General features: G+C 74.7%; 12 protein-coding genes. All 12 read left to right on the top strand.

Features of this window, described 5'->3' with window-relative positions:
• Window positions 1-50: 50 nt before the first annotated feature.
• The 12 genes from E1287_RS01525 (at window position 51) to E1287_RS01470 (ending at window position 23,419) form a co-directional block, all read left to right on the top strand.
• Window positions 51-1,679, top strand: a complete 1,629-nt coding sequence (locus E1287_RS01525) for an Hsp70 family protein (RefSeq protein ID WP_131962757.1) — start codon at window positions 51-53, stop codon at window positions 1,677-1,679.
• Window positions 1,680-1,721: 42 nt separating this feature from the next.
• On the top strand, window positions 1,722-4,439 hold the full coding sequence (locus E1287_RS01520; protein ID WP_131962755.1) for a hypothetical protein: 2,718 nt from the start codon (window positions 1,722-1,724) through the stop codon (window positions 4,437-4,439).
• A 6-nt stretch (window positions 4,440-4,445) separates the two neighbouring features.
• Window positions 4,446-5,663 (top strand): hypothetical protein, encoded by a 1,218-nt coding sequence (locus E1287_RS01515; RefSeq protein WP_131962753.1) that lies wholly within the window; start codon window positions 4,446-4,448, stop codon window positions 5,661-5,663.
• Window position 5,664: 1 nt separating this feature from the next.
• On the top strand, window positions 5,665-8,091 hold the full coding sequence (locus E1287_RS01510) for a GTPase-associated protein 1-related protein (RefSeq protein ID WP_131962751.1): 2,427 nt from the start codon (window positions 5,665-5,667) through the stop codon (window positions 8,089-8,091).
• Window positions 8,092-8,103: 12 nt separating this feature from the next.
• On the top strand, window positions 8,104-9,774 hold the full coding sequence (locus E1287_RS01505; RefSeq protein ID WP_131962749.1) for a hypothetical protein: 1,671 nt from the start codon (window positions 8,104-8,106) through the stop codon (window positions 9,772-9,774).
• A gap of 166 nt (window positions 9,775-9,940) precedes the next feature.
• Window positions 9,941-11,173, top strand: a complete 1,233-nt coding sequence (locus E1287_RS01500; protein WP_131962747.1) for a VWA domain-containing protein — start codon at window positions 9,941-9,943, stop codon at window positions 11,171-11,173.
• Window positions 11,170-15,225, top strand: coding sequence for a CHAT domain-containing protein (locus tag E1287_RS01495; protein WP_131962745.1), 4,056 nt, complete (start codon window positions 11,170-11,172; stop codon window positions 15,223-15,225). The genes E1287_RS01500 and E1287_RS01495 overlap by 4 nt, the downstream gene beginning before the upstream one ends.
• Before the next feature lie 10 nt (window positions 15,226-15,235).
• Window positions 15,236-16,891, top strand: a complete 1,656-nt coding sequence (locus E1287_RS01490; RefSeq protein WP_131962743.1) for an Hsp70 family protein — start codon at window positions 15,236-15,238, stop codon at window positions 16,889-16,891.
• A 25-nt stretch (window positions 16,892-16,916) separates the two neighbouring features.
• The gene (locus E1287_RS01485) at window positions 16,917-17,594 is read left to right on the top strand and encodes a hypothetical protein (RefSeq protein WP_131962741.1); all 678 of its coding nucleotides are present in this window, start codon (window positions 16,917-16,919) and stop codon (window positions 17,592-17,594) included.
• Window position 17,595: 1 nt separating this feature from the next.
• Complete coding sequence (locus E1287_RS01480) at window positions 17,596-18,264, top strand: RES family NAD+ phosphorylase (protein WP_131962739.1); 669 nt, start codon at window positions 17,596-17,598, stop codon at window positions 18,262-18,264.
• A complete protein-coding gene (locus tag E1287_RS01475) occupies window positions 18,248-22,654 on the top strand; it encodes a CHAT domain-containing protein (protein WP_131962737.1) in 4,407 nt (1,468 codons plus the stop codon). Before E1287_RS01480 ends, E1287_RS01475 begins: the two co-directional genes overlap by 17 nt.
• A gap of 75 nt (window positions 22,655-22,729) precedes the next feature.
• Window positions 22,730-23,419: a peptidylprolyl isomerase gene (locus E1287_RS01470; RefSeq protein WP_131962735.1), complete on the top strand. Its 690-nt coding sequence runs from the start codon at window positions 22,730-22,732 to the stop codon at window positions 23,417-23,419.

The following is a 23,419-nucleotide window of genomic DNA, read 5'->3' as shown; positions in this document are numbered from 1 at the left end:
GCACGACCCGCGACTCCCGACCCGACGACCTGACGAGGGGACGACCGTCCATGGCTACCTACGGTATCGATCTCGGTACCACCTACTCCTGCATCGCCCACGTCGACGACACGGGACGGCCGGTCATCGCGAAGAACGCGATCGGCCAGGAGACCACGCCCTCGGCGGTCTACTTCGAGACCCCGGACAACGTCGTGGTCGGGCAGGACGCCAAGGGCTCGGCCAAGCTGTTCCCCGACCAGGTCGTCCAGCTGATCAAGCGGCAGATGGGGCAGCAGTTCGAGCTGGAGTTCCACGGCACGTCCCACACGCCCGAGTCGATCTCCGCACTGATCCTCAAGGAGCTGGCGCGCGCCGCCGCCGAGGAGACCGGCGCGGAGGTGCGCGACGTCGTCATCACCGTCCCGGCCTACTTCGGGGTCGCCGAGCGGGAGGCGACCCGCAACGCGGGCGAGATCGCCGGTCTCAACGTGCTGAACCTGATCCCGGAGCCGGTGGCCGCGGCGCTGCACTACGAGACGCTGTCGGCCGAGGGGTCCGCCACGATCCTGGTGTACGACCTCGGCGGCGGGACGTTCGACACCACGGTCATCAGGCTGGAGGGCGACGACGTCCGGGTCGTGTGCACGGACGGCGACCACCGGCTGGGCGGCGCCGACTGGGACGACCGCATCGCCGACCACCTGCTGGAGTCGTTCCTGAGCGAGAACCCCGGCTCGTCCGCCGCCGAGAGCGAGGACTTCCTCCAGGAGCTGGCGATCGCCGCCGAGGACCTGAAGAAGGGCCTCAGCTCGGCGGTGTCGCGCCGCTACAACATGCGCTTCGACGGCGGCACCGCCCGGGTGGAGCTGACCCGCGAGGCGTTCGAGGGCATGACCGAGGATCTGCTGGGCCGCACCTTCGAGATCACCAGGCGCACCATCGACGCGGCCGCCGAGCGGGGCGTCGACAGGTTCGACGACGTGCTGCTGGTCGGCGGCTCGTCCCGGATGCCCGCGGTGGCGGCCGGGCTGCGCGAGCGCTTCGGGTTCGAGCCGAAGCTGCACGACCCGGACCTCGCCGTCGCGAAGGGCGCGGCCAGGTTCGCGCTCATCGAGGCGGTCAAGGTGCGGCTTCCGGGCGAGGGCGACGGGGCGGAGCCGGTGTCCGAGGCCGAGGCGGAGCGGGCCGTCCAGGACGCCGCCGACCAGCTCGGCCTGGAGCCGGAGAAGGTCCGCATGCTGGCCGGACGGCGGGTGAGCACGGTGGTGCCGCGCGCGTTCGGCGTCAAGACGGTGTCGTTCGCCGACGACGGCAGCGAGGTCTTCTCGGTGAGCCACGTCCTCAAGGCCAACACGGTGCTGCCCGCGGCGCCGGAGGCGGAGCGGTTCGCCACCGCCTACGAGGACCAGACCGCGATCGAGGTGGAGATCTGGGAGCAGGCGGGCGCGGTGGAGTCCGCGGAGCCGGCCGACAACGCCAAGATCGGCGAGGGGATCATCACTGACCTGCCGCGGCTGCGGAAGGGGTCGCCGATCGACATCAGCTTCGCCATGGACGAGCTCGGCACGCTGCGCGTCCACGCCCTGGAGCTGCAGACGGGGAAGGACCTGCACATCGAGGTCCGCATCCAGGGGCTGGACGAGTCGCAGGTCGACCTCGCGAAGCGGGCGGTGGCGCGGTATGCGGTCTCGGAATGACCCGGCCCGCCCCGAAGCCTCTAGGACGAACGAGGTATCCCCGTGTTCGACAGGGACGCGTACCGCCGGGACGTGCTCGACGCGGCCCGCGCCCGGGGCAACGCGCCGCCCGCCGACCTGCTCGCCCGCTACGCCCTGCCCGGTGAGGCGCGCGACAGGGACCAGGACGGCCGGCAGGTGGCCGCGCGCCTGGCCGAGGTCGTCGCGTACTGGCGGACGCTCCGGCAGCAGAAGAAGACGTACGCCAAGCTCATCGACGCCCTCCTGATCGAGCACGCCGGCCTCGACCGGGCCGGCCTGCTCACCCGCGACGGCCTGACGGAGGAGACGCGCCGCCGGGTGGACGAGGCCACGGAATGGCTGACCCGGCAGGCCGGCACGCTCGCCGAGACCACCACGGGCATCAACCGCGCCGCCTTCGACGTCCTGCTGAACGGCGCGGGCGGCGCCTGCTCCGACGCCCGGGTCCGCAAGATCCTGGCCGATCGCGGCGTGCGGGTGGTGGAGACCGCCTGGGAACTGCCCGACACGGCGCCGCCCGCGTACCGGACGCTGAGCGCCGGGCTGCGGCAGCTCCGGTTACGGCTGTCGGCCGAGGCCGTGGTCGGCGCGGACGCGGTCGCCCGCGGCTTCCGCCTCCGCGACGGGTTCCGGCTGGTCACCGCCTCCCCGGCGGGCCCCGCCGGGCCGCTGACCGCGCAGATGATCGCCGCCGCCGTCGAGCGGTCCGCCGGACGGGCCAGGGACGAGGGCAAGGCGGCGCTCGACGGCGTCCTGTCGGCGCTGGCCGAGGCGGCGCGCGAACCGGGACGGCTCGACGACCTGCTGCTGTGGGAGGTCATGGAGGTCCTGCGGCCGGGCGCGGAGGCGGGGCTGGCGGCGAAGGTCCTGGCGGGGCAGGCCGCTGATCTCGGTCTCGTGCGCGGGGAGGCCGAGGAGCTGGCGATGGCGATGGCGGCCCGCGGCGGCCGTCCAGGCGGGGTCGCGGGCCAGGTCGAGGAGGCGCTCCGGGACGGGCGGCTGCGCGAGGCCGAGCGGCTGCTCCCCGGCCTGCCCGCCGACGCCCCGCCGGAGCTGCGCGCCGAGGTGGAGGAGGCGGCGCGGCGGGTGGCCGGATGGCTCGCCGAGGCCGCCCGCGAGCGCACGGCCGGGCGCACCGAGGCCGCCGCCGAACTCCTCGACCGGGCCGCCCGCACGGCGGCCGACGATGACGGGATCGCGGAGCGGCTGCGCGCGCTGCCTCCGCCTCCGCCGGGTGACGTGCGTGTCGGGGCCGAGCGGGGCCGGGTGACGATCGCCTGGACGCCGGGCCCGGCGCGGGTCGGGCCGGTGCGGTACCGGGTGGTGCGGTCCGCGGGCGCGCCCGCGAGCGGGGCGGCGGCCGGGACGCCGGTCGGCGAGACCGACGCCAACGAGCTGCACGACCCCGATCCTCCGGCCGCGCAGGAGCTGCACTACTCGGTGTTCGCGGGACGGGCGGAAGGCATCTGGTCGGCGCCCGCGGCGGGCCGTCCGGTGACGCTGCTGCCCGAGGTCGAGGAACCGTCGGTCGTGGCAAGTCCAGGCGAGGTGGCCGTGTCTTGGCGGCTCCCCAAGGGGGCGACCGGCGCGGTGGCGACACGGCTGGGGGACGGCGGAGCCGACCGCCGCCTCGCCCGGGTCGACCGGAGCGGGTTCGTGGACGCCGACGTCCGGCCGGGCCGCACCTACCGCTACCGGGTGCAGGCGTCGTACGAGCGTTCCGACGGGACCCGCGTGCTGTCCAAGGGCGTCGTCGTGACCGGGCTGCCGGAGAGCCCGCCGTCCGCCGTCTCCGACCTGTCGGTCGAGCTGCCCGCCGCTGGGCGGCAGGCCGCCACGATCAGCTGGACGGCCCCGTCCGGCGGCCGGGTGATGATCCGCACGTCGGACGCGCCGCCGCCCTGGCCGCCCGGCACGCTGCTCGCCGCCGACGACGTCGAGCGGTACGGCCGCGAGGTGCGGGGCGCGGCAGTCCCGGCCTCCGGCGGGCGGATGACGCTCCGCACCCCCGTCGACGGCGTCACCAGCGCGCATTTCGTCGCCGTCACCGTGGGCGCGGGCCAGGCGCTGGTCGGCCCCTCGGCCGTGCTCGTCACGGTCGAGCCGGTGCGGGAGCTGGACGTCCGCCGGGTGGGCGACACCGCGGTCCTGAGCTGGATCTGGCCGGACGGCGCCCGGTACGCGGAGGTCGTCTGGGCGCCCGCCGACCTGGCCGGGAGCGCGCTCGGCGACCCTGACGCCTGGACGGCCGCGTCCGTCTCCGAATGCCGTCGCCGCGCGTACGAGGACGACGGCTGCCGCCTCGACGTCGGCCCCGGCGCCGCGCTCGTGGCCGTCCGGACGCTGGCGCGCGACGAGAACAAGGGCGGCGCGGTGCGGTCGCGTCCGGTGCTGGGCAGCGTCCCGGCGCGGGAGGCGGAGGTCCGCTACCGGTTCCGGGCGGCGCGGCGGCGGCGCCGGGGCGCGGCCGTCCTGGAGCTGACCGCCGACCAGCGCACCCGGCTGCCGCCGCTAGTCGTCGTGCACCGCGCGGGCGACGTCCTCCCGCTTCGCCCGGAGCAGGGCGACGTGATCCACGAGATCCCCGCCCGCGACCTGGATCCCGAGACCCCGCTGACGCTCCGGTTCGAGATCCCCGGCGGCGCGCGCCGATTCCGGCTGGCCTGCTTTCCCGCACCCGGCGCCGCGTCCGGCGGCACGGGCGCGGTGACCCTCCGACGCGACCCCCGAAGTTGGTGACCGCCGTTGCCGTCGATCCTGCCGTCCCTGCAGTCCTTGGTCTGCCCGTACTGCTACCAGTCGTTCACGCCGCGGAAGATGATGTGGCGCTGCACCGGGCTGCTCGGACCGGAGGGCGCCAAGTGCCCGCCCGAGCGGGACCGGGCGCTGTCGCGCCGCTTCGGCATGAACGAGGCGCTCCCGCCGGTGTTCACCGGGGGACGGCTCTCGTCCCTCAACGGCTGGCAGTCGGCGGCCCGCTGCCCGCGCTGCAAGGACGCGTCCACGCAGCGGATCTGCCCGCACTGCCACAGCCTCCTGCCCGTCCACTTCGACAAGATCGACAGCCGGCTGATCGCGCTGATCGGGGCGAAGGGCGCCGGCAAGACGGTCTACATGACGGTCCTGCTGCACGAGCTGATGCACTCGGTCGGGCGTCGCTTCGACGCCGCGGTCGTCGGCTCGGACGACCACACCCGCAGCGAGTTCGCCAAGCGGTACGAGGAGACGCTCTACCGGCAGAAGGTGCTGCCCGGCACGACGCGGCCGGGCCAGGCGGAGCTGCGCCGCCCGCTGGTCTTCAAGGTCACCCTGGACGGGCGGGGCCTGCTCCGCTCCCGCGACCGGCACACGATCACCTCGTTCTTCGACACCGCGGGCGAGGACCTGATCTCCAAGGAGAGCGTCGACCTCAACGTCCGGTACCTGCGCGGCGCGGACGGCATCATCCTGCTCCTCGATCCGCTGCAGATGCGCGGGGCGCGGGAGAGCGCGAAGCCAGGCACCCGGCTGCCGCAGGCCGACGCCAAGACCGACAACCCCGTCAACGTGCTGACCCGCGTGACCGACGTCCTGTACGAGGCGCACGGGCGTGGCCCCAACCGGCGGATCGACGTCCCCGTCGCGGTCGCGTTCTCCAAGATCGACACGCTGTGGCACGGGTTCGCCGAGGGGAGCCCGCTGCTGGGCGAGGCGCCCGCCGACCGGCCCGTGTTCGACCAGTCCGACAGCCTGGCCGTGCACGACTACGTCCGGGCGCTGCTGCACGAGTGGGACGGCACGCAGATCGACCAGATCATGCGCAAGAACTTCGCGGACTACCGCTACTTCGGCCTGTCGTCGCTGGGCGGCAACCCCACGTCCGACAACCGGGTCGACCCGCGCGGCATCCACCCGCACCGGGTCGCCGACCCGTTCCTGTGGCTGCTCAGCAGGTTCGACGCCCTCCCGTCCACGAAGGGGTGACATGGACTTCCACCAGCTGTACTACACGTCCTGCCGGACGGGCCTGTCCGGCTATGCCGGGTACCAGTTCAACGCGGTGACGCCGGGCGTGTCCCCGGAGGTCATGCACGAGGTGGAGGCGGTCAGCTCCTACGAGCCGCCCGGCACGCTGGGGCATTCGCCGACGCCCGAGCAGATCGCGGGCTGCCCGGTCAACCTGTGCTTCGTGCCGGGCCCGGAGCCGATCGTCGCGAACGTCGCGTTCACCGGCACCGACTACTCCGGCCGGTTCGGCAACTACTTCGCGCACGCGCTCGTCCCGGCGAGCGGGGGGACGTGGCGCGGGCCGCTGCCCATCGAGCTGTGGAAGGCGCCGCTGTGGACGCGGGAGGCGGTCGCGGACACCGACCTGCCGCGCCTGCCCGGCCCGCTGCCCACGGGCCCGCTGCGCCGCGACGCCGTCGACCGCTTCCTGGACGGCACCCCGCGCCGCCGCCTGCTGCCCGCGCTGCTGGCCGCCGTGGAGCGCGCCGCGCTGGACGAGGAGCGCTCGGTGGTGATCCTCGCCGCCGACGATGACGAGGTCGCGTGCTGGATCGCGGCGGTCTCGTTCCTGCTGCCCCCGCCGCTGGTCGCGAAGGTGTCGTTCGCCACCTACCAGTTCCGGCCCTCGTACAGCAGGCACCACGTGATCGGGACCGTGCCGGGGGCGGAGATCGTCCCGGACGAGCGGGCGTTCGCGGGCTTCTTCCTGTTCGACTTCACCACGGGCCAGGCGTCCGAGGTGGCGGCCGGGCCGCTGCCGGAGCTGCTGGCCGGGACCGGGACGGTCGCCGCCGAGCCGCTCTGGCGCCGCGCCCGCGCCCTGGCCGCGGGCGGCGAGCTGCGGCTCGCGGACTGGCACCCGATCATCGCGGCGGCCGCGCTGCTGGACGGCGGGCCCGGCATCGGCCCGGACGATCTCGACGCCGCCTGCGCCTGGCTGGGGAGCAACGCGCGGCGGCTCGACCGGGACACGGTCGGCCGCGTCGGCGCCGCCGCGCTCGGCCACGACGCCGCGTCCCCGGACCACATGACCGGGCTGGCAGACGCCGCCGCGGCGACCGGGCTCGACGAGCTGCTCGCCCTGGCGGAGGGACGCCTCGTCACGGGCCATCTCGCGCAGGCGTCCGATCGGCGCGCCCCGGCCCCGCACGCCGTGCGGCTGCGGTCGGCGCGTGCGCGCGAGCAGGCCCGGCGCGGCTACGCGCAGCGGCTGGCCGGCGCGGACGCCGCGACCCTGGTGCGGCTGCTCGCCCTCGCGGACGCGCACGGCGTGCAGCCCGACCCGCACACGCTCCGCACCTGCGGATCCGAGGTGGTCGGCCCGCGGCTGCTGCGCCTCTCCGACCAGGACGACCTGCACGCCGCCGTCCGGCGGTGGCCGGATCTTCGCGCGGGGACGCTGTTCCACCTCGACCAGGTCGCGTCCGCCGACCGGGCGCGGGTGCACGCGGTGTTCGACGCCGGGCTCGACAAGGCCGTCCCCGAGGCGGAGCTGGCCGCGCTGCCCGCACTGCACGAGGCGGCGCTGGTCGCCCGCGGGCGCAGGGACGGGGAACCGCCCGTGGACACGGCACTGGCGGTGCTGTCCGCCCGCGGCCCGGACGGACGGCTGGACGAGGCGCTGCTCACCGCGCTCTGGCCGGGCGGATGGACCCCGGACGACGCGCTGGCCCTGCTGCCGGGCTTGCCGGACGGAGCCGCCGCCGACCCGGTGCTCGTCCCATGGGTGGAGCCGCTGCTGGCCGCGGCGCAGTCCATGGGCGACCCCGTCCGGCAGAAGTCCTACGGCGCGCTGTGCAGGCTGGTCGACGGCCTGCCGCTGGCCGGGCTGCTGCCGCCCGCGCTGCGTGACCGTGTCGCGGCGGTGGCCTGGATCCACCTGGCGGAGAAGCCGCTCCTCGCGACCGAGTCCAAGCAGAACGCGAAGGAGCGGTACCAGGCGGGACGGGCCCTGGTGGAGGCGTACAACCTTCCCGCCGGGGCGCCCGCCGCGTCCCCCGCCGAGGACTACCTGCTCCTGCGGCTGGGCGTGCTGCTGCCGAACCTGCGGCACGACGCGCTCGCCCGCGTCCTCGCCGCCGCGCACGACAAGGTCGTCGACACCTACCTGGAGCGGCTGCGCCGGGCGCTCGGCGGGGAGCGCGCGGCCGCCGTCCCCGCCGCCGGCGCCGCGTTCGCCACGGCGTGGACCGCGGAGAAGGAGCTGGGGGCCCTGCCGGTCGCCCGCTCCATCCACGAGGCGCTGCTGCGCGCCCTCCCGGAATGGCGCAAGCGCGACCTCGGCGCGGTGGAACGCGAGGTCCGCCGCCGGACGGGCCGCATGACCGCGGCCCAGGACTTCCAGCGCTGGCGGGAGAAGCACACCCGGCGCCGCCGCTGGCTGCCCGGACGACTGTCACAGTGAGGGGCCCCGACCATGTCGACCTATGGCGGAGGATCGGCCTACGGCGGTGGGTCCACCTACGGGGGCGGGCCGACCGGCGGTTACCCGCCGCCGCCCTACACGTCCGGTTCCGGGGCGGGTCTCCCGACGGGCTGCGGATGCCTGATCCTCGTCGCGGCGATGTGCCTGGGCTGGTTCATCATCGTCCCGGCCGTGACGGTGGTCGTGTCGTTCTTCGCGGTGCTCTGCATGTACCGCTACCTCGTGACGCTGGCCTCGGTCATGGGCCTGGGCAAGACGCCCGCCCCGGCGCCCATCCCCGCGCCGCCGGACAAACCGGCCGGACGTGACGAGCCGGCGTTCACCCACTACCTGTTCGGGCCCGCGCTGATCGACCTGCGGCACACCGTCCGGGTCGCGCTCCCCGCTCCCATCGGGGTGGCGAGGGAGTACGAGGCCAGGATCCGGACCGCCTTCCAGTACCGGGACCCGGAATGGCTGCTGCTGCCGATCGGGATCGCCCTGCGGGTCTGCATGGCCGTCGGCGTCATCATGGGCTTCGTCGCGGTCGGGCTGCTGTGGCTGCTGCAGCTCGGGGTGGTGGCGGCGCTGGTGCTCGCATTGCTCGCGTCCGCCCAGGTGCTGCGCGTCACCGACACCGGGATGCGGCGGATCAAGGGCATCCGGACCAGCTGCCCGTCATGCCATCTGCGCGTGAACTACCCGTCCTATGAGTGCTCCGGCCAGGGATGCGGCCGCCGTCACCGCGACGTGCGTCCAGGACGGTACGGGGTGCTGAAGCGCCGGTGCGCCTGCGGGACGCTGCTGCCGACCCTCCTGCTCACCGGCACCGGCGACGGCCGCATGCAGGCGTACTGCCCGCACTGCAAGGAGCCGATGTCCAAGGGGTCGGGGGCCGTGCCCGAGATCGTGATCCCGGTGCTCGGCGCCACCGCGACCGGCAAGACCAGGCTGATGACGGCCCTGGTCATGGGCCTTCTCGACGGCACGGGCGGGCACGGGGCGGAGGCGGAGTTCGCCGACGAGCAGTCGGAGTCCGCCTACCGGGACCTCGCGAACAAGCTCCGCGCGGGCGTCCACACCTGGAAGACCGTCAAGGCCAAGGACGCGCCGCTGCGCGCGTACTCGCTGCACATCCGCCCGCCCACCGGAGGGGCCCGGCTCTTCCATGTCTTCGACGCGCCAGGCGAGCTGGTCGCCAAGTCGGAGTCGATGCGGGAGCTGCGCTACATCAAGTCCGCGCGGACGTTCCTGTTCACGCTCGACCTGCTGTCGGTGGACGCGGTCTGGGAGTCGCTGGAGGCCGGCGCGCGCGCCAAGAACCGGGGGCTGCGCTCGGACGTCGCGCCCGACTTCGTCTTCGCCCAGGTCGTGCAGAACATCGAGGGGCACGGCGTCCAGATGGGACGGGCCCGCCTCGCGGTCGCGCTCACCAAGGACGACCTCGTGCGCGAGTGCGCGGCGCTAGCGGGCGTCGGCGAGGAGAGCGACGACATCGGCCGCTGGCTGGAGGACGACGCCGGGCTCGACGGCATGGTCCGCGCGATGCGCCGGTCGTTCGCCGAGGTCAGGTTCTTCCGGACGTCGTCCTGGCTGGACGGCGACGAGATCGACGACGGCGTCCTCGACCTGACCGGCTGGCTCCTGGTCAGCGAGGGGCTGCGGGTGCACCACTCGACCTGAGCCGCCGACCCGACGAACCCCGCCGAAGGGAGAGATCATGCCGCCGGACCCGTACCGCCCGTGGCGGCTCGCCGTCTTCGTGGTGGTGCTCTGCGTCACCGCGGTCTACGTCGTGTTCGTCGTCCTGTCGTTCCTGGTGTCCCTGGCGACGGTGTGAGGAGCGACGATGACGCGACCCCGGACCGGTCCCCTGCGGAAGGTGCAGGACGTGCCGCTGGCGCGGACGTCCCTCGTCACCTTCCAGTTGCACGGCCCGGACGAGACGGATGAGGCGGACGGCGCCTCGCTGCTCGCGGTGTACCAGGACGCGTCCGGCGGCGGGCTCGCGCTGGTCGCCGACGATCGCGGGCTCATGATCGACCTGGCCGCGGCGCCGGACGGGACCGTCCGGATCGTCGTCGCGGTCGAGGCCGCGTCCGGCGCGGTGGCGCGGATCCGCGGGGTGCGCTGCACCGTGCGCGACGATCACGGCGCGGACCTGGCCGTCCTGTCCGGGGCGGCGGCGGGGGAGTCGAGCCCCGACCCGGTGCACCTGCTCGGCGAGTGCTACCGGCGGCGCGGCGAGTGGCGGTTCCGCGAGATCGGCTACGGCCTCGCCGACGACGCGGCGATCACGCGTGAGCTGGGCCCCGACGCCGCCGACCACCATCGGCGCCGTGCCGCCGCCTTGGCCCGTCCGGCGGAACCGGACCGTCCTCCAGCCCCCACCCGCCGCCATTCAACGGACGAGCTCCGCTCGACGGACCGTCCGGCGCCGAGCGCCCCGGCTCCCGAGGCGCGTCCGGTCGGGGCGCTGCCGCCGCCGAACCTGGAGGCCGCCCGCATCGCCGGCGAGCGCACGGCACGCGGCCCGGTGAGCCTTGAGGTCGCGGTCGACCTGTCCGGCTCCATGTCGCCCTACACGGCACTGCGCAAAGCGGCCCTGCACGCGCTGGCGGGGTTCGCGCGCCGCGAGATGGCCGCCGGGGACCTGCTCACCTCGGTGGCGTTCGCCAATCGGGCGGCGATCCTGGTCTCCCCGGTGGACGTCCGCAAGCTGCGGCGGGTGACCGACCGGCCGAGCCGGGACGTGGGCGGGGGGACGCAGCTGTCGCCCGCCATCCGGATGCTCATGGAGCTGCGTCCGCGAGGTCCGGTGAAGTACGGGGCACGCGCGCTCATGGTGATCACGGACGTCGGGCTGGGGGACGACCCGCGCACGCTGGACGCCCTGCTCCGTAAGGCCGCGTACGACTCCGTCCACCTGGTGGTGCCCGCGCCCGAGGGCCCGGTGTTCCTGCACGACCGCGACCCGCTGCGCCACGCCGTCGTGCACCACTTCGCGGACGCCGACCAGCTCGGCCTGATCTACGGCGCGGTCTTCGCGGCCATGACCGGCCAGCGGCTGGAGCACCGATGACCACAGACGAGACCCAGCCCGCGGACAAGACCGAGCCCGCCGAACTCGACGACCAGATCGCCCGGCTGCGCGCGGCCCTGGACGCGCCGTTCCGCCCGGACGTGAAGCCCGCGTGGATCCGGCTGGCGCTGGCCGAATTCCTGGTCCAGCGGGGCGAGCGGGCGCAGAGCATCGAGGATCTCGATGCCGCGATCGAGTACACGCGCCATGCGGTGGCGGATCTCGGCGCGGCGATCGGCGCGTCCGACCTCTCCGCGACGTACGAGAACCTCGGCGTGGCGCACCTGCTGCGCGGGCAGTACGCACTCGACAGCGCGGACGAGCACCTCGCCGAGGCGGCCGCCGCGTTCCGCCGCTCGATCGATCTGAGACCCGGACCGAACCCGGATCTCGGCTGGGTGAACGCCAGATACGGCGTCGTGCTCGCCACGATCGCGCAGCGCGCCGTCGGCGGTCTCGACCTCTTCGGGGACGAGACCCCAGGCGACTGGAGCTCGCTCGCCGGGCAGGTCACCACCGCGCTGGAGACCCTGGACGCGGGTTGGCGGGACATGGCGGGCGACGATCCGTACCGTCCCGTCGTCCGGTACTGGCGGGCGGTGACGCGGGCGTGCCGCTTCACCTACTTCGGGGGCGACACCGCCGACCGCGACGAGGCGCGGGCCGACCTCGATGCGATCCTCGGCCTGCCCGAGTGCGACGACGCGATCGCCGACATCTGCCACCTCTACCTCGCCTTCCTGCACCTCTTCGGCTCGGCGCCCGCCGGGCTGCGGGACCGGAGACCGACGCTGCGCAACTTCGCGCGCCTGCTCGCCGGCGGGAACCTCGCCGACGCGGAGACCGCGCGGGCCGCGCGCGACCACCTGGACCGCGTCACCGGGACGGCTCCGGAGTCCGCCGCGATGGCCTCGGGCCTGCGGGCGGTGACGGTGCTGGCGGTCGACGGCGGGGACATCACCGCGGAGGGCCTCACCGAGGTCCTCGCCGGCCTGGGAGCCGCCGAACCCGACCCTGAAGACGACGAGCTGGGCCCCCTGCGCGACCTCATGGAGACCGTCCGCACGGTGCGGCGGGACGGGATCGAGGACGTCAACGCGCTCGCCGACGCCATCACCCGCATCGGCGGAGAGTTCGGCGAGGGGCACCCGTTCCAGCAGGTCTTGCAGGGCGTGCTCGGGCAGCTCCTCGACCTGCATTCCGACGGGCACTCAGGCGGCGCCCGGTCCGCGACGCCCGAGGAGCGCGAGGCGGCGCTGGAGCTGCTGGAGAACGTCCTGACGGAGCTGCCGGACGACCATCCCGACCGGGCCGCGACCCTGGGCCGGCTGGGCACGATCCTGACCCGGGGCATCGAGCACAGGCACTCCCCGGAACGGCTGGAGAGGGTGCGCGGCATCCTGCTGGAGGCGGTCGGACGTCCCGCCGCAGACACCGACAACGAGGCCCTCAACAACTTCCTGCTCGTCGTCGTCGACAGGCTCCGCAGCATGATCGGCCACGGGCTCCAGCCGCTGAGCGATGCGGTCGAGAGGCTCCAGCGGGTCGCCCGGCTGCTCCCGCGCGAGCATCCGCTCCAGCAGATGATCCCGGGGTTCCTGGCGTCCGTCCTGATGCACCGGCACCTCCAGGCGGGCGGCCTGGAGCACCTGGACGCCGCGGACCACTACGCCCGCCTGACCTCCGAGACGTTCGCGCCCGGCGAGCCGGGGCCCGGCGGCGAGCCGGGACCCGACGACCGGGCGCGCGAGGACATGCACGCCCTCATGGAGTGGTTCCGGGCCGCCTCCCCGATGGCCAGGGCCACCGGCCCGCCGGACGCCGAGCTCCTGGACCGGACGGCCCGCGCGCACCGGACCCTCGCCGAACGGCTGCCCGAGGGCCACCCGTCCCGGACCCTGATCGAGAGCAGCACGCGGACGCTCGAATTCGTCCAGCGGCAACTCGAGACGGCCACGGCGGGACCGCACGCCCGCCAGGCGCAGGAGGAGGTCCCGGACGACGTCCAGGAGTACGAGGTCGAGACCGCCCGGGCGCTCGGCGCGGACCATCCGCTGTTCCCCACCGAGCTGGGCGTCCTCGGGTTCCGCAAGGTGCACGGCGGCTACCTGACCCGGAACCTCGACCGGCTCGACGAGGGCCTGGCGCTGATGGCCGAGGCGTACGGGGCCGCCGACCCGGTGTGGCCGCTCCGGTCGTGGCTGCTCGGCGTGTTCGGGTGGGCGTTCCTGCTGCGCTACGAGATCGCCCTCGACCGCGTGGACCTGAACAACGCCATCGACCGGCTGGAGGCGGCCGTCCGGGCGGGCGAGACGGGTGCGCTCGGCAGCGTGACCGCGCTGAGCCTCGCCGTCCTGTCCACCGCCTACCACCTGCGCGGCGACGCGGCCCTGGACGACCGGCGCCGCGCCGGCGAGACCGGTCTCGCCGCGCTCCGGGCGAGGGCGTGGAGCGTGATGCTGCAGAGCAGCACCGAACGCGCCTTCACCGCCGCGCTCGCCGCCGCCGGAGAGGGCGCCGCCGTGGCCTACCAGTGCACCGCGGACGGGTACACCGGCTCGGCCGTCGAGGCGCTGGAATGGGGACGCGCGATGGTCCTGCACACGGCGACCACCGACGCGAACCTCCCCGCGCTCCTGCGCGACGGCGGGCACGACGATCTCGCCGCCGAGTGGGAGGAGGCGACCGGGGAGAACGGCCCGGCGCCGTGGGACCTCCCGGGCGGGCCGGACGGCATGCCCGGTCTCCAGCCGGGGCTCGCGGAGCTGCGCGTGCCCAGCGACCTGCGCGAACGCGTGATGGAGGCGATCGAGGGCAGCGACATCGAGCGGCGGCTGTTCAGCCCGGCCGTCCCCGCGGAGATCGGCGGGGCGCTGCGGGAGTCGGGCGCGGCGGCGCTGGCCTACCTCGTCCCCCGCGAGGACGGCCGCGGCGGTCTCGCCCTCGTGGTGGACGACGCCGGAGAGGTGCGCCCGGTCCGGCTGCCCCGGCTGATGACCGGGCCGCGCAGCCGCGTGGACGCGTTCGTCCGGGCGCAGCACGACCGGGAGCGGGCCGGGCCGGGGACGGACGAGGCCGAGCGCGTCCACCGGCGCTGGCGGCACGCGCTCGGCGACCTGTGCGACTGGGCGTGGACGGCGGTGATGGAACCCGTCCTGGACGCCGCGGCAGGCGGCCCCGGGAACGGGAACCGGGCGCGGGTGGTGCTGGTCCCCGTCGGGGAGCTCGGCGCCGTCCCCTGGCACGCCGCCCGCCGGACGGTCGGCGACGGCGTCCGCCGCTACGCCTGCCAGGACGCGGTCGTCTCCTACGCGGCGTCCGCGCGCCAGTTCATCGAGGCCCGGCGGCACGGGCACCGGCCGTGGCCGAGCGCGGCGGCGCTGGTCCGGGTCGGCGGGAGCAGCCCGCCGCTGTACTGGGCCCTGAAGGAGATCGAGCAGATCCACCGGAGGCACTACCCGGACGGGGAGCTGCTGGGCGGCCGCCGCCGTCCGGGTGAGGCCCGCGCGCCGGGCGCCACTGCCGCCAACGTGCGGGAGCTGCTGCCCGGCCCGGAGTCGGGCGGCGCGTCGCTGCTGCACCTCGGCTGCCACGCCCATCCGGCGCCGCGCCCGGTGGACTCGCATCTGATGCTGGCGGGCGGCGGGGCCCTCGGCATGACCGACATCCTGCGGCGCGCGCGGGTGCGGCCGCCCGGCGTGCCCGGCGGGCTGGTCGTGCTGGCCGCCTGCGGCAGCGACCTGACGAGCCGCGACCACGACGAGGCGCTGACGCTGTCGACGGCGTTCCTCGCCGCCGGGGCGGTGGGCGTGGTCGGCGCCCGCTGGCCCGTGGACGACCTCCCGACCGCCCTGTTCATGACCCTGTTCCACCACTACCTGAACGCCGGCTACGACGACCCGGCCGTCGCGCTCCGCGCGGCCCAGCTGTGGATGCTGAACCCGCGGCGGCGCGTCCCGGCGGACCTGTCCGCCGAGCTGGCCGACCTGCTGGACGCGGCGCCGCTGGACGAGCCGGAGTCCTGGGCGGCGTTCACCTACCAAGGCCGATGAGGGGGCCCGCATGACCGCGTTCGGCATCGACCTCGGGACGACCAACTCCTGTCTCGCCTACATCGACGAGTCGGGGAGGCCGGCGGTCGTCCGGAACTCCATCGGCGAGAACACCACGCCGTCCGTCGTCTACTTCGAGCGGCGCGACTCGGTCGTGATCGGCAGCGCCGCCGCCAACGCCGCGCTGCTCGCCCCGGAGCTGGCCGTCCGGCACGTCAAGCGCCGGATGGGCCGCAAGGACGTCGACTTCCACTTCCACGGCACCCGGTACACGCCGGAGACGATCTCCGCGCTGATCCTCAAGGAGCTGGCCGCCGCGGCGGAGCGCCGGCTCGGCCGCCCCGTCCGGGACGTGGTGATCACAGTGCCCGCGTACTTCGGGGTCGCGGAGCGGGAGGCGACCCGCCGGGCGGGCGAGATCGCCGGGCTGGACGTCCTGGACGTCCTCGCCGAGCCGGTCGCCGCGGCGCTCTCGCACCAGCACGGGCACCCCGCCGGAAGCCCGCGCCACCTGCTCGTCTACGACCTCGGCGGCGGCACGTTCGACACGACGGTGATCCGCGTGGACGGCGACGACGTCAACGTGGTCTGCACGGGCGGCGACCGTGACCTCGGCGGCGCCGACTGGGACGCCAGGATCCGGGCGTTCCTGCTGGAGGAGTTCACCGCGCGGCACCCACGGCTCGACCCCACCGCCGACGAGCAGTTCATGCAGGAGCTGTGGATCATGGCGGAGCAGCTCAAGAAGGAGCTGAGCAGCGCCCGGTCCCGGCGCCGGAACCTGCGCTTCGCGGGCGCGACCGTGCAGGTGGAGCTGACCAGGGAGCGGCTGGAGGAGCTGACCGCCGACCTGCTGCAGCGCACCCTGAAGATCACCGAGGACACGATCGACCGCGCGCGGCGGCAGGGCGTGGCCGGCTTCGACGAGGTGGTCCTGGTCGGCGGCATGACGCGGATGCCGGCGGTCGCGTCCCGGCTGGAGGGCCTGCTGGCCAAGGACGGCCCCGCGGACGGCATGCCCAGACGCCACGAACCCGACCTCGCCGTCGCCCAGGGCGCCGCGCTGTTCGCCCTGATCAAGCAGGTCCAGCAGGAAGACGACGGCCCGGACGGCCGCGACGGCCCGGACGGCCGGGACGAGCGGGTCGCCGACCGGCTCGGCATCAGCGCCGAGCAGGCGGAGTCGATGCGGTCCCGGAACGTGACCACGGTCGTGCCGCGCGGCTTCGGGGTGAAGGTCATCGACGAGCACGACCCGCTCGCGGCCACCGACCCGATGCGGGCCCGGTTCTTCGTCGTCCACCTGCTGCCCGCCGACACCCCGCTGCCCGCCGACTCCGGCCCGGTCGTGTTCGGGACGGTCCTCGACAACCAGCCGATGCTGGAGGTGGAGGTGTGGGAGCAGACGCGGCCGGACGGCACGGAGGAGCTCGCCGACAACACGATGATCGGGCGCGGCATGCTGCGCGGCCTCCCGCCCAGGCTGCCGCGCAAGACGCCGATCGAGATCACCTTCCACATGAGCGAGACGGGACGGCTCTCGGTGCACGCCGTGGAGCCGCGGTCGGGCCGTGAGGTCCGCTTCGACCTGCAGATCGGCGGCATGGACAAGGCCGCCGTGGCCGACGCCAAAGCCGCCGTGGCCCGCCACGACACCACCTCGTGACCGCCTGAAGGCCCGAAGGAGAACGATGGGACTACGCCACGCGCTGACGGCGCTGGCCGAGCAGTGGGACGACGTCCGCGAACGGCTGTCGCCCGGCGAGTTCGACGAGGTGCAGGCGCTCGTCGACGCGTTCACCCGGGAGGGCGACCGGGTGGCGTCGGAGGAGCTCGCCGAGGACATCGCCGACCTGCTCCGCGCCCGCCTGCCCCGCGACCACCCGTTCCTCGTGGCGCTGCGCGCGCGGGAGGAGCGGTTCGCGCCCGACGCCGCCCGCCGGGCCGTGGAGCTGTCCGCCTGGTTCAGCCTGACCGGCCCGCTGCAGGTCCGCCTCGGCCGCGCTCCGGGGCCGACGTCCGCGGAGGTCGAGCGTGAGGCCGAGTCGTGGCTGCTGGACGCGCCCGCACTGGACGCCGACCAGCTGCGCGCCCGCGGCGTGGATCCCGGCGACCCCGGCCTGATCCGCCTCGACCGCGCCGACGGCGACGGCCGCTGGCCCGCCTTCCAGTTCGCGGCCGGCGGCGGCCCGCTGCGGATCGTCCTGGAGATCAACCGGATCCTGGCGGCGGCCGACGACCCGTACGGCGCGGCCGACTGGTGGCTGGGCGGCAACGGCAGGCTCGGCGACGCCCCCGCCCGGCTCATCGGGAGCCTGCCCGACGACGAGCTGATCGCCGCCGCCCGCGCCGAGACCGGGGGAGCGTGAGATGCCGAACGCCGAACCCCCGCGGCTCTTCCGCCCGTCCCCCCACATGCACCTGCTGAAGGCCGGCGAGCGGCTGTGGCGGGTGCACGACCGCAGGCACGACCCGACGTCGGTGAACCCGAGGCCGTCCGACGACAACTTCGGCGGCGGGCGCTTCGACGGCACCGACCGCGCCCCGTACCCGGCGTACTACGCGGGCCTGGAGGCCGGGACCGCGCTGGCCGAGACGCTGCTGCGGGACGTCCCGTTCAACGACAAGGGCTTCCGGACCATCCGGCGCGCCCGCGTCCACGGCCGCCGGGCCAGCGTCGTCGAGACGACCGACGCGCTGAACCTTGTCGACCTGTGCTCCGGCGAGGCGCTCGCGGCCGTCGCGCAGGACACCTGGCTCGTCCAGGCCGAATCCGGGGAGTACCACGCCACCCGGCGCTGGGCGGGCTGGATCCGCGAGCAGGTCCCGGAGGCGCAGGGGCTGATCTGGCCGTCCAAGCGCGAGGGAAGCAGGCCCGCGCTCGTGCTGTTCCGGGACCGCTGCCCGGACGGCTGCCTCGTCGCCGACCCCGCCTCGGGACAGGACCTGGACGATCTCGAAGGAGCCGCCTGGATCAACGAGCAGCTCGCCGCCTACCGCGCCCGCGTCACCAGGCCCCGCCATGACCGGCGCCCCTGACGGCAGGCAGCTCTTCCTCCAGGCCCTCGACGGGGACGTGGACGTCCTGGACGAGGCGATCGAGCTGCTGCGCGAGGCGTCCGCCCTGGAGGATCTCGGCGAAGCGCTCTTCCTGCGGTTCTGGCGCGCCCTGGACGCCGCGACCGGCGACGACGACGCCATGAAGGCGCTGGACGACCTGGACGAAGCGATCGAGACCATGCGCGACGCGCTGGCGAACGCGTCCGGGGAGGACCGGCGGACGATCGCCGCGTCCTGCGGCGACATGCTCCACACCCGGTTCCGCCTGCACCGGCGCGACGAGGACGATCTCCACGCGGCCATCGACCTGCTGGCCGCCGCGACCGAGGGCCCGGAACCGGACCCGCTCGCGGCGGCCGACCTCGCCGACGCGCTCGCGGACCGCTACGACGTCTTCGACGCCGAAGACGACCGCGACCAGGCGATCCGCTGGTACCGGACGGCGCTCGACGCGTTGTTCCTCACCAGGAGACGCGACGTGCTGGTGAACGTCCAGCGGCTCGCCGAGCTGATGGTCGACAAGGCCGACGAGACGATGGACGCCGCCGGCTACACCGCCGCGATCGGGTACGCGGAGCGCGCCCTCGCGGTCCTGCCGGACGACGCCGAGACCGATCGGGCCTTCGTCCTCTACCTGCTCGGCTGGGGCCGTCTGCGGCGCGCCGTGCAGGGGACGGCGGATCCCCGCGCCGAGCTGGCGGACGCGGTCGGCTGCCTGCGGCGGGCGCTGGCGATGCCGCCGATCCCGGAGCCGTCCCCCGACGAGCTGACGGCGGTGCTGGGCCTGGCGCTCTCGTCCTGGGTCGGAGCCGACGTCGAGTGGGGCACGGGCGCCGCCGAGGAGACGCGGGACCGCGCGGACGAGGTGATCCGCCTTCTGACCTGCGCCCGGGACGCGCTGCACCCCGAGCATCCGTTCCGCGCCCAGGCATGGTTCCAGCTCGGGATGACGCTGGCCTTGAGGTTCCTGGCCTTCGGCGGCGATGCCGGCGACCGCGCGGCGGCGCTCGCCGAACTCGATGCGCTCGCGGCCTCACCCGGCATCGACGCCGACCTCGCGGACGTCTGCAGGTTCAACCTCGCCCGCGTGCTCGTCGTCGAACCCATGCCGTCCGGACTGCTGCAGAGCCTCGGCACGTACGACTACGACGTCCACCGGAGGATGGCCGAGTTCGGTTCCGCGCCGGACTCCGGGCCGCGTCCCGAGGACGCCGAGCGCGCTCTCGCCAACCTGGACATGATCTCCGCCGAGCGCGGCGCCGTGCCCCCGGAGGAGGTCCTGGAACTGAGGGCGTACGCCACGCTCTACCTGCGTCCGGACGGGCCGACGGAAGAGGACGTCGAACGGGCCGTCCGGGACGGTGAGGCCGCCTTCCGGCAGTCCGGGCAGGACGATCCCGATCGAGGCATGCGCCTGGGACTGCTCGCCCAGTGGCTCTCCTACCGGGCCGACCGGTCCGGACGGCCCGACGACGAGGAACGGGTGGTCGAGACCCTTGCGCGGGCCGCCGAGGAACTCGATCCCGACCACAGGTTCCGTCCTGCGCTGCTCGGCATGCTCGGGGAGTCGCTCGGCGGCTCCTGGGCCGACGAGCCGGGATCGGCCGAGCGGCGCGACGCCGTGGTCGCGCTGCTGGAGCGCGTGCTGCGGCAGATGCCGGACGGCCACCCGTCCCGTGCCCAGACGCTGACGCACCTCGGCCGGGTACTGATGGGGCACGCGAAGTTCGACCACTCCCCGGAACGATTCGAGCGGGTGCGCGGGCTCCTCCGCGAGGCCGTCGACCGCCCGGCCGCCGGCCCGGAGAACGAGGCGGTCAACCACTACCTCCTCGCACGCGTGGACCAGGTCGAGGCCTACCTCGGCGGGGACACGCGGCGGCTGGACGGAGTCGCCGACCGGCTCAAGCACGCCGCCGCCCTCGTCCCCGAAGGGCACTGGCTCCGGATCACCATCCTGAACGCGCTGTCATCGCTGTACGGCCAGCGCCACGACGCCGAGGGCGGGCTGGAGTTCCTGGACGCCGCCGACCACTACGCCGAGCTCGTCGTGCGGGCCGGGCGGGAGAGCGGCGACACCTCCAGCGACGAGGTGCTGATGAGCGAGCGCCACCTCGCGATCTCACCCGTGTTCAGGAACCCGAGGCAGGTGACCCGCGAGGTGCTCGACCAGGCGATCGAGCGACTGGAGGCACTGTCCGCGCGTACCGACGTCGCGGCGGACCTGGCGTTCGCGCGCTTCTTCCGCGCCCGCGTCGGGTCCGGCGGGATGCTGAACCCGCAGGGGCTGGGCGGCGACACGGGAGAGACGGCGGCGGTGGCCGAGATGCTGGCCGCATCGCTGAAGGGGACCGGCACCGACAACACGGGCTACCCGCTCCAGCTCGCGCTGGCCGGCAACCTCAAGGTGGGCGCGGGGTACTCCACGCGGGACCTGCGGACGCTCGACGAGGGCCTCGGGGTGGTGAGCGACGCGTACGGGCTCGTCCAGGCGCTCCCGCCGGGCCGCCGCTGGGAACCGGCGTTCGCGGGCGTGCTCGGCATGCTCGGGATGGGCCTGATCCTCCGGCATGAGCTGACCGGGGAGCGGGCCGATCTCAGCAACGGGATCGACCGGCTGGAGGCGGCGCGCGGAGCCATGACCGGCGTCGCGCTCGCGTTCGCCCCCGTAGAGACCCTCGGCAACCTGGCCCGCGCCTACCACCAGCGGAACGACCGGTCGTTGAAGGACAGGCGGCGCGCCGTCCGGCTGGGGCTTGAGGCGCTGGGGGAGCGCGCCGCCGCCGTCCTGCTCCAGGCCGGTCCGCAGCGCGCCTTCGAGATGGCCTTCTCGGTAGCCGCGGAGGCCGTGGAAGTGGCCCGCTGGGCGCTCGGCGAGGGGCTTGCCGACGCGGCCGTCGAGGCACTGGAGCGTGGCCGGGCGACGGTCCTGCACGCGGCCACCACCGACTCCGGCGTCCCGGAGATGCTCCGCCGCGCGGGCCTGGCCGACCTCGCCGAGGAGTGGGAGGACGCACCGCACACGGCCACCGAACCCGCGCCGTGGAACCTCCGGCCGGGTGCCGGTGAGACACCGGACGTGGCGGAGGTCCTGGCGCGGCTGCCCGAATCGAGGGAGCCGAGCGATCTGCGGCATCGCGTGCTCACCGCGATCGAAGGCACCGAGGTGGAGCGGAGCCTGCTCGCGCCGCCGTCCGTCTCAGACATCGCGGGCGCGCTGAAGGCCGCCGGGGCGGATGCGCTGGTGTACCTGCTGGCGCGCGACCGGCACGGGCCCGGCACGGCCGTCGTCGTGGACGCGGCCGGAGCCGTCCGCGAAGTCCCGCTGCCCCGCCTGATCGCCGGTCCGAACAGCAGGGTGGACGCCTTCGCGACCGCGCAACGCGACCTCGTCCAGGCTGGCCCGGCGGACGAGAAGCGCATCCGCCGGCGCTGGACGCACGCGCTCGGCGACCTGTGCGACTGGGCGTGGGAGGCGGCGATGGAGGAGGTCCTCGCCGCCGTGCCCGGCGGGCGTCCGGCGCGGGTCGTCCTCGTCCCGGTCGGCGGGCTCGGGCAGGTGCCGTGGCACGCGGCACGGCGGCGGGTGGCCGACGGGCGGTGGCGGTACGCGTGCCAGGACGCGGTCATCTCCTACGCGGCCTCGGCCCGGCAGTTCGCGGACGCGTGCACCCGCGGCCGGCTCCCGCCCCGCGACGCGCCCGCGCTCGTCCGGGTCGGGGGCAGCGCGCTGTACTGGGCGTCGAAGGAGATCGAGGAGATCCACCGGCGCCAGTACCCGCACGGCGTCCTGCTCGGCGGGCGCAGGCGCGGCGGCCCGCGATCCCCGGACGCGACCAAGGACAACGTGAGCGGGCTCCTGCCCAGGCGCGGTTCCGGTGGCGCGTCGCTGCTGCATCTCGGCTGCCACGCCCACCCCGCTCCGCGTCCCGTCGACGCCGCCCTCGCGCTGCTGCGTGGCGAGGAGCTGAGCATGAGCGAGGTGCTCGAACGCGCGCGGGCCCGTCCGCCCGGCTCGCCCGGCGGGCTGGTCGTCCTCGCGGCCTGCGGCAGCGACCTGACGGCCACCGACCACGACGAGGCGCTGACGCTGGCGGCGGCGTTCCTCGCGGCCGGGGCGTCCGGCGCGGTCGGCGCCCGCTGGCCGGTCGACGACGTCCCGACGGCCCTGCTGATGGCGATGTTCCACCACTACCTGAACTCCGGGTACGACGACCCGGCGCGTGCCCTGCGCGCAGCTCAGCTCTGGATGCTCGACCCCGCGCGGCGCCTCCCCGCGGAAGCCGATCCGAAGCTCGCCGACGAGACGGCCCTGGCGGACCTGGCCGCCCCCGCGGCGTGGGCCGCCTTCACCTGCCAGGGCCGGTGACCTCCCGCGGCCGCCGCATGTTCGTCGTGATTTGCCACTATCCCGGCACCTCGATGATCACTACGTTGGGGCGTTATGAGACCGCGCCGGACCGTCCTCACGCTGGCCGCCGCCCTGGCCGCCGCACTCCTCCCCGCGGGCGCCGCCCAGGCATCGCCCGCGGCCCCGCCCGCAATCCCCGCGGGCGGCGGGCACACGGTCCGGTGCGTGTACACGCCCACGCCCGACAACCCGCCCGCGAAGCCGGTGCGCCCGCCCCGCTCCAAGGCCCGCGCGCACGGCAAGGTCGACGTCGTCCTGGTCACCAACTTCGGCATCGTCGCCATCAGGATGGACCGGGGGAACGCCCCGTGCGCCGTGCACAGCTTCGTGAGCCTGTCCCGGCAGAAGTTCTACAACGACACGCGGTGCTGGCGGCTGACCAACTCGGCGCGGCTCGGCGTCCTGCAGTGCGGTGACATCTACCGGGCGGAAGAGGGCGGCCCCGGCTACAAGTTCGACGACGAGCTCACCGGCAAGGAGACCTACCCGCGCGGGACGGTCGCCATGGGCAACTGGGGTCCGGACACCAACGGCAGCCAGTTCTTCCTCGTCCACTCCCGGGCGAACATCCCGCCCGCGTACACGGTCCTGGGCAAGGTCACCTGGGGCCTCCCGGTCCTCGACCGGATCGTGAAGGGCGGGATCATCCCCGGCCCGAACGGTCCCGAGGACGGCGAGCCCGCCAAGCCCGTCAAGATCCACCGCGTCTTCATCCGCGGCTGA

It is taken from the genome of Actinomadura sp. KC06, from assembly GCF_004348735.1.
In the GTDB taxonomy this organism is placed as follows: Bacteria; Actinomycetota; Actinomycetes; order Streptosporangiales; family Streptosporangiaceae; genus Spirillospora.
The sequence above is the reverse complement of the archived record's forward strand: the minus strand, read 5'-3'. Positions and strand labels throughout refer to the sequence as shown.

Bases quoted from the DNA above. Each gene is read 5' to 3' on its own strand.
- E1287_RS01475 (WP_131962737.1), top strand. From the start codon at position 18,248: ATGACCGGCGCCCCTGACGGCAGGCAGCTCTTCCTCCAGGCCCTCGAC.
- E1287_RS01495 (WP_131962745.1), top strand. From the start codon at position 11,170: ATGACCACAGACGAGACCCAGCCCGCGGACAAGACCGAGCCCGCCGAA.
- E1287_RS01525 (WP_131962757.1), top strand. From the start codon at position 51: ATGGCTACCTACGGTATCGATCTCGGTACCACCTACTCCTGCATCGCC.
- E1287_RS01510 (WP_131962751.1), top strand. From the start codon at position 5,665: ATGGACTTCCACCAGCTGTACTACACGTCCTGCCGGACGGGCCTGTCC.
- E1287_RS01490 (WP_131962743.1), top strand. From the start codon at position 15,236: ATGACCGCGTTCGGCATCGACCTCGGGACGACCAACTCCTGTCTCGCC.
- E1287_RS01470 (WP_131962735.1), top strand. From the start codon at position 22,730: ATGAGACCGCGCCGGACCGTCCTCACGCTGGCCGCCGCCCTGGCCGCC.
- E1287_RS01500 (WP_131962747.1), top strand. From the start codon at position 9,941: ATGACGCGACCCCGGACCGGTCCCCTGCGGAAGGTGCAGGACGTGCCG.
- E1287_RS01485 (WP_131962741.1), top strand. From the start codon at position 16,917: ATGGGACTACGCCACGCGCTGACGGCGCTGGCCGAGCAGTGGGACGAC.
- E1287_RS01505 (WP_131962749.1), top strand. From the start codon at position 8,104: ATGTCGACCTATGGCGGAGGATCGGCCTACGGCGGTGGGTCCACCTAC.
- E1287_RS01480 (WP_131962739.1), top strand. From the start codon at position 17,596: ATGCCGAACGCCGAACCCCCGCGGCTCTTCCGCCCGTCCCCCCACATG.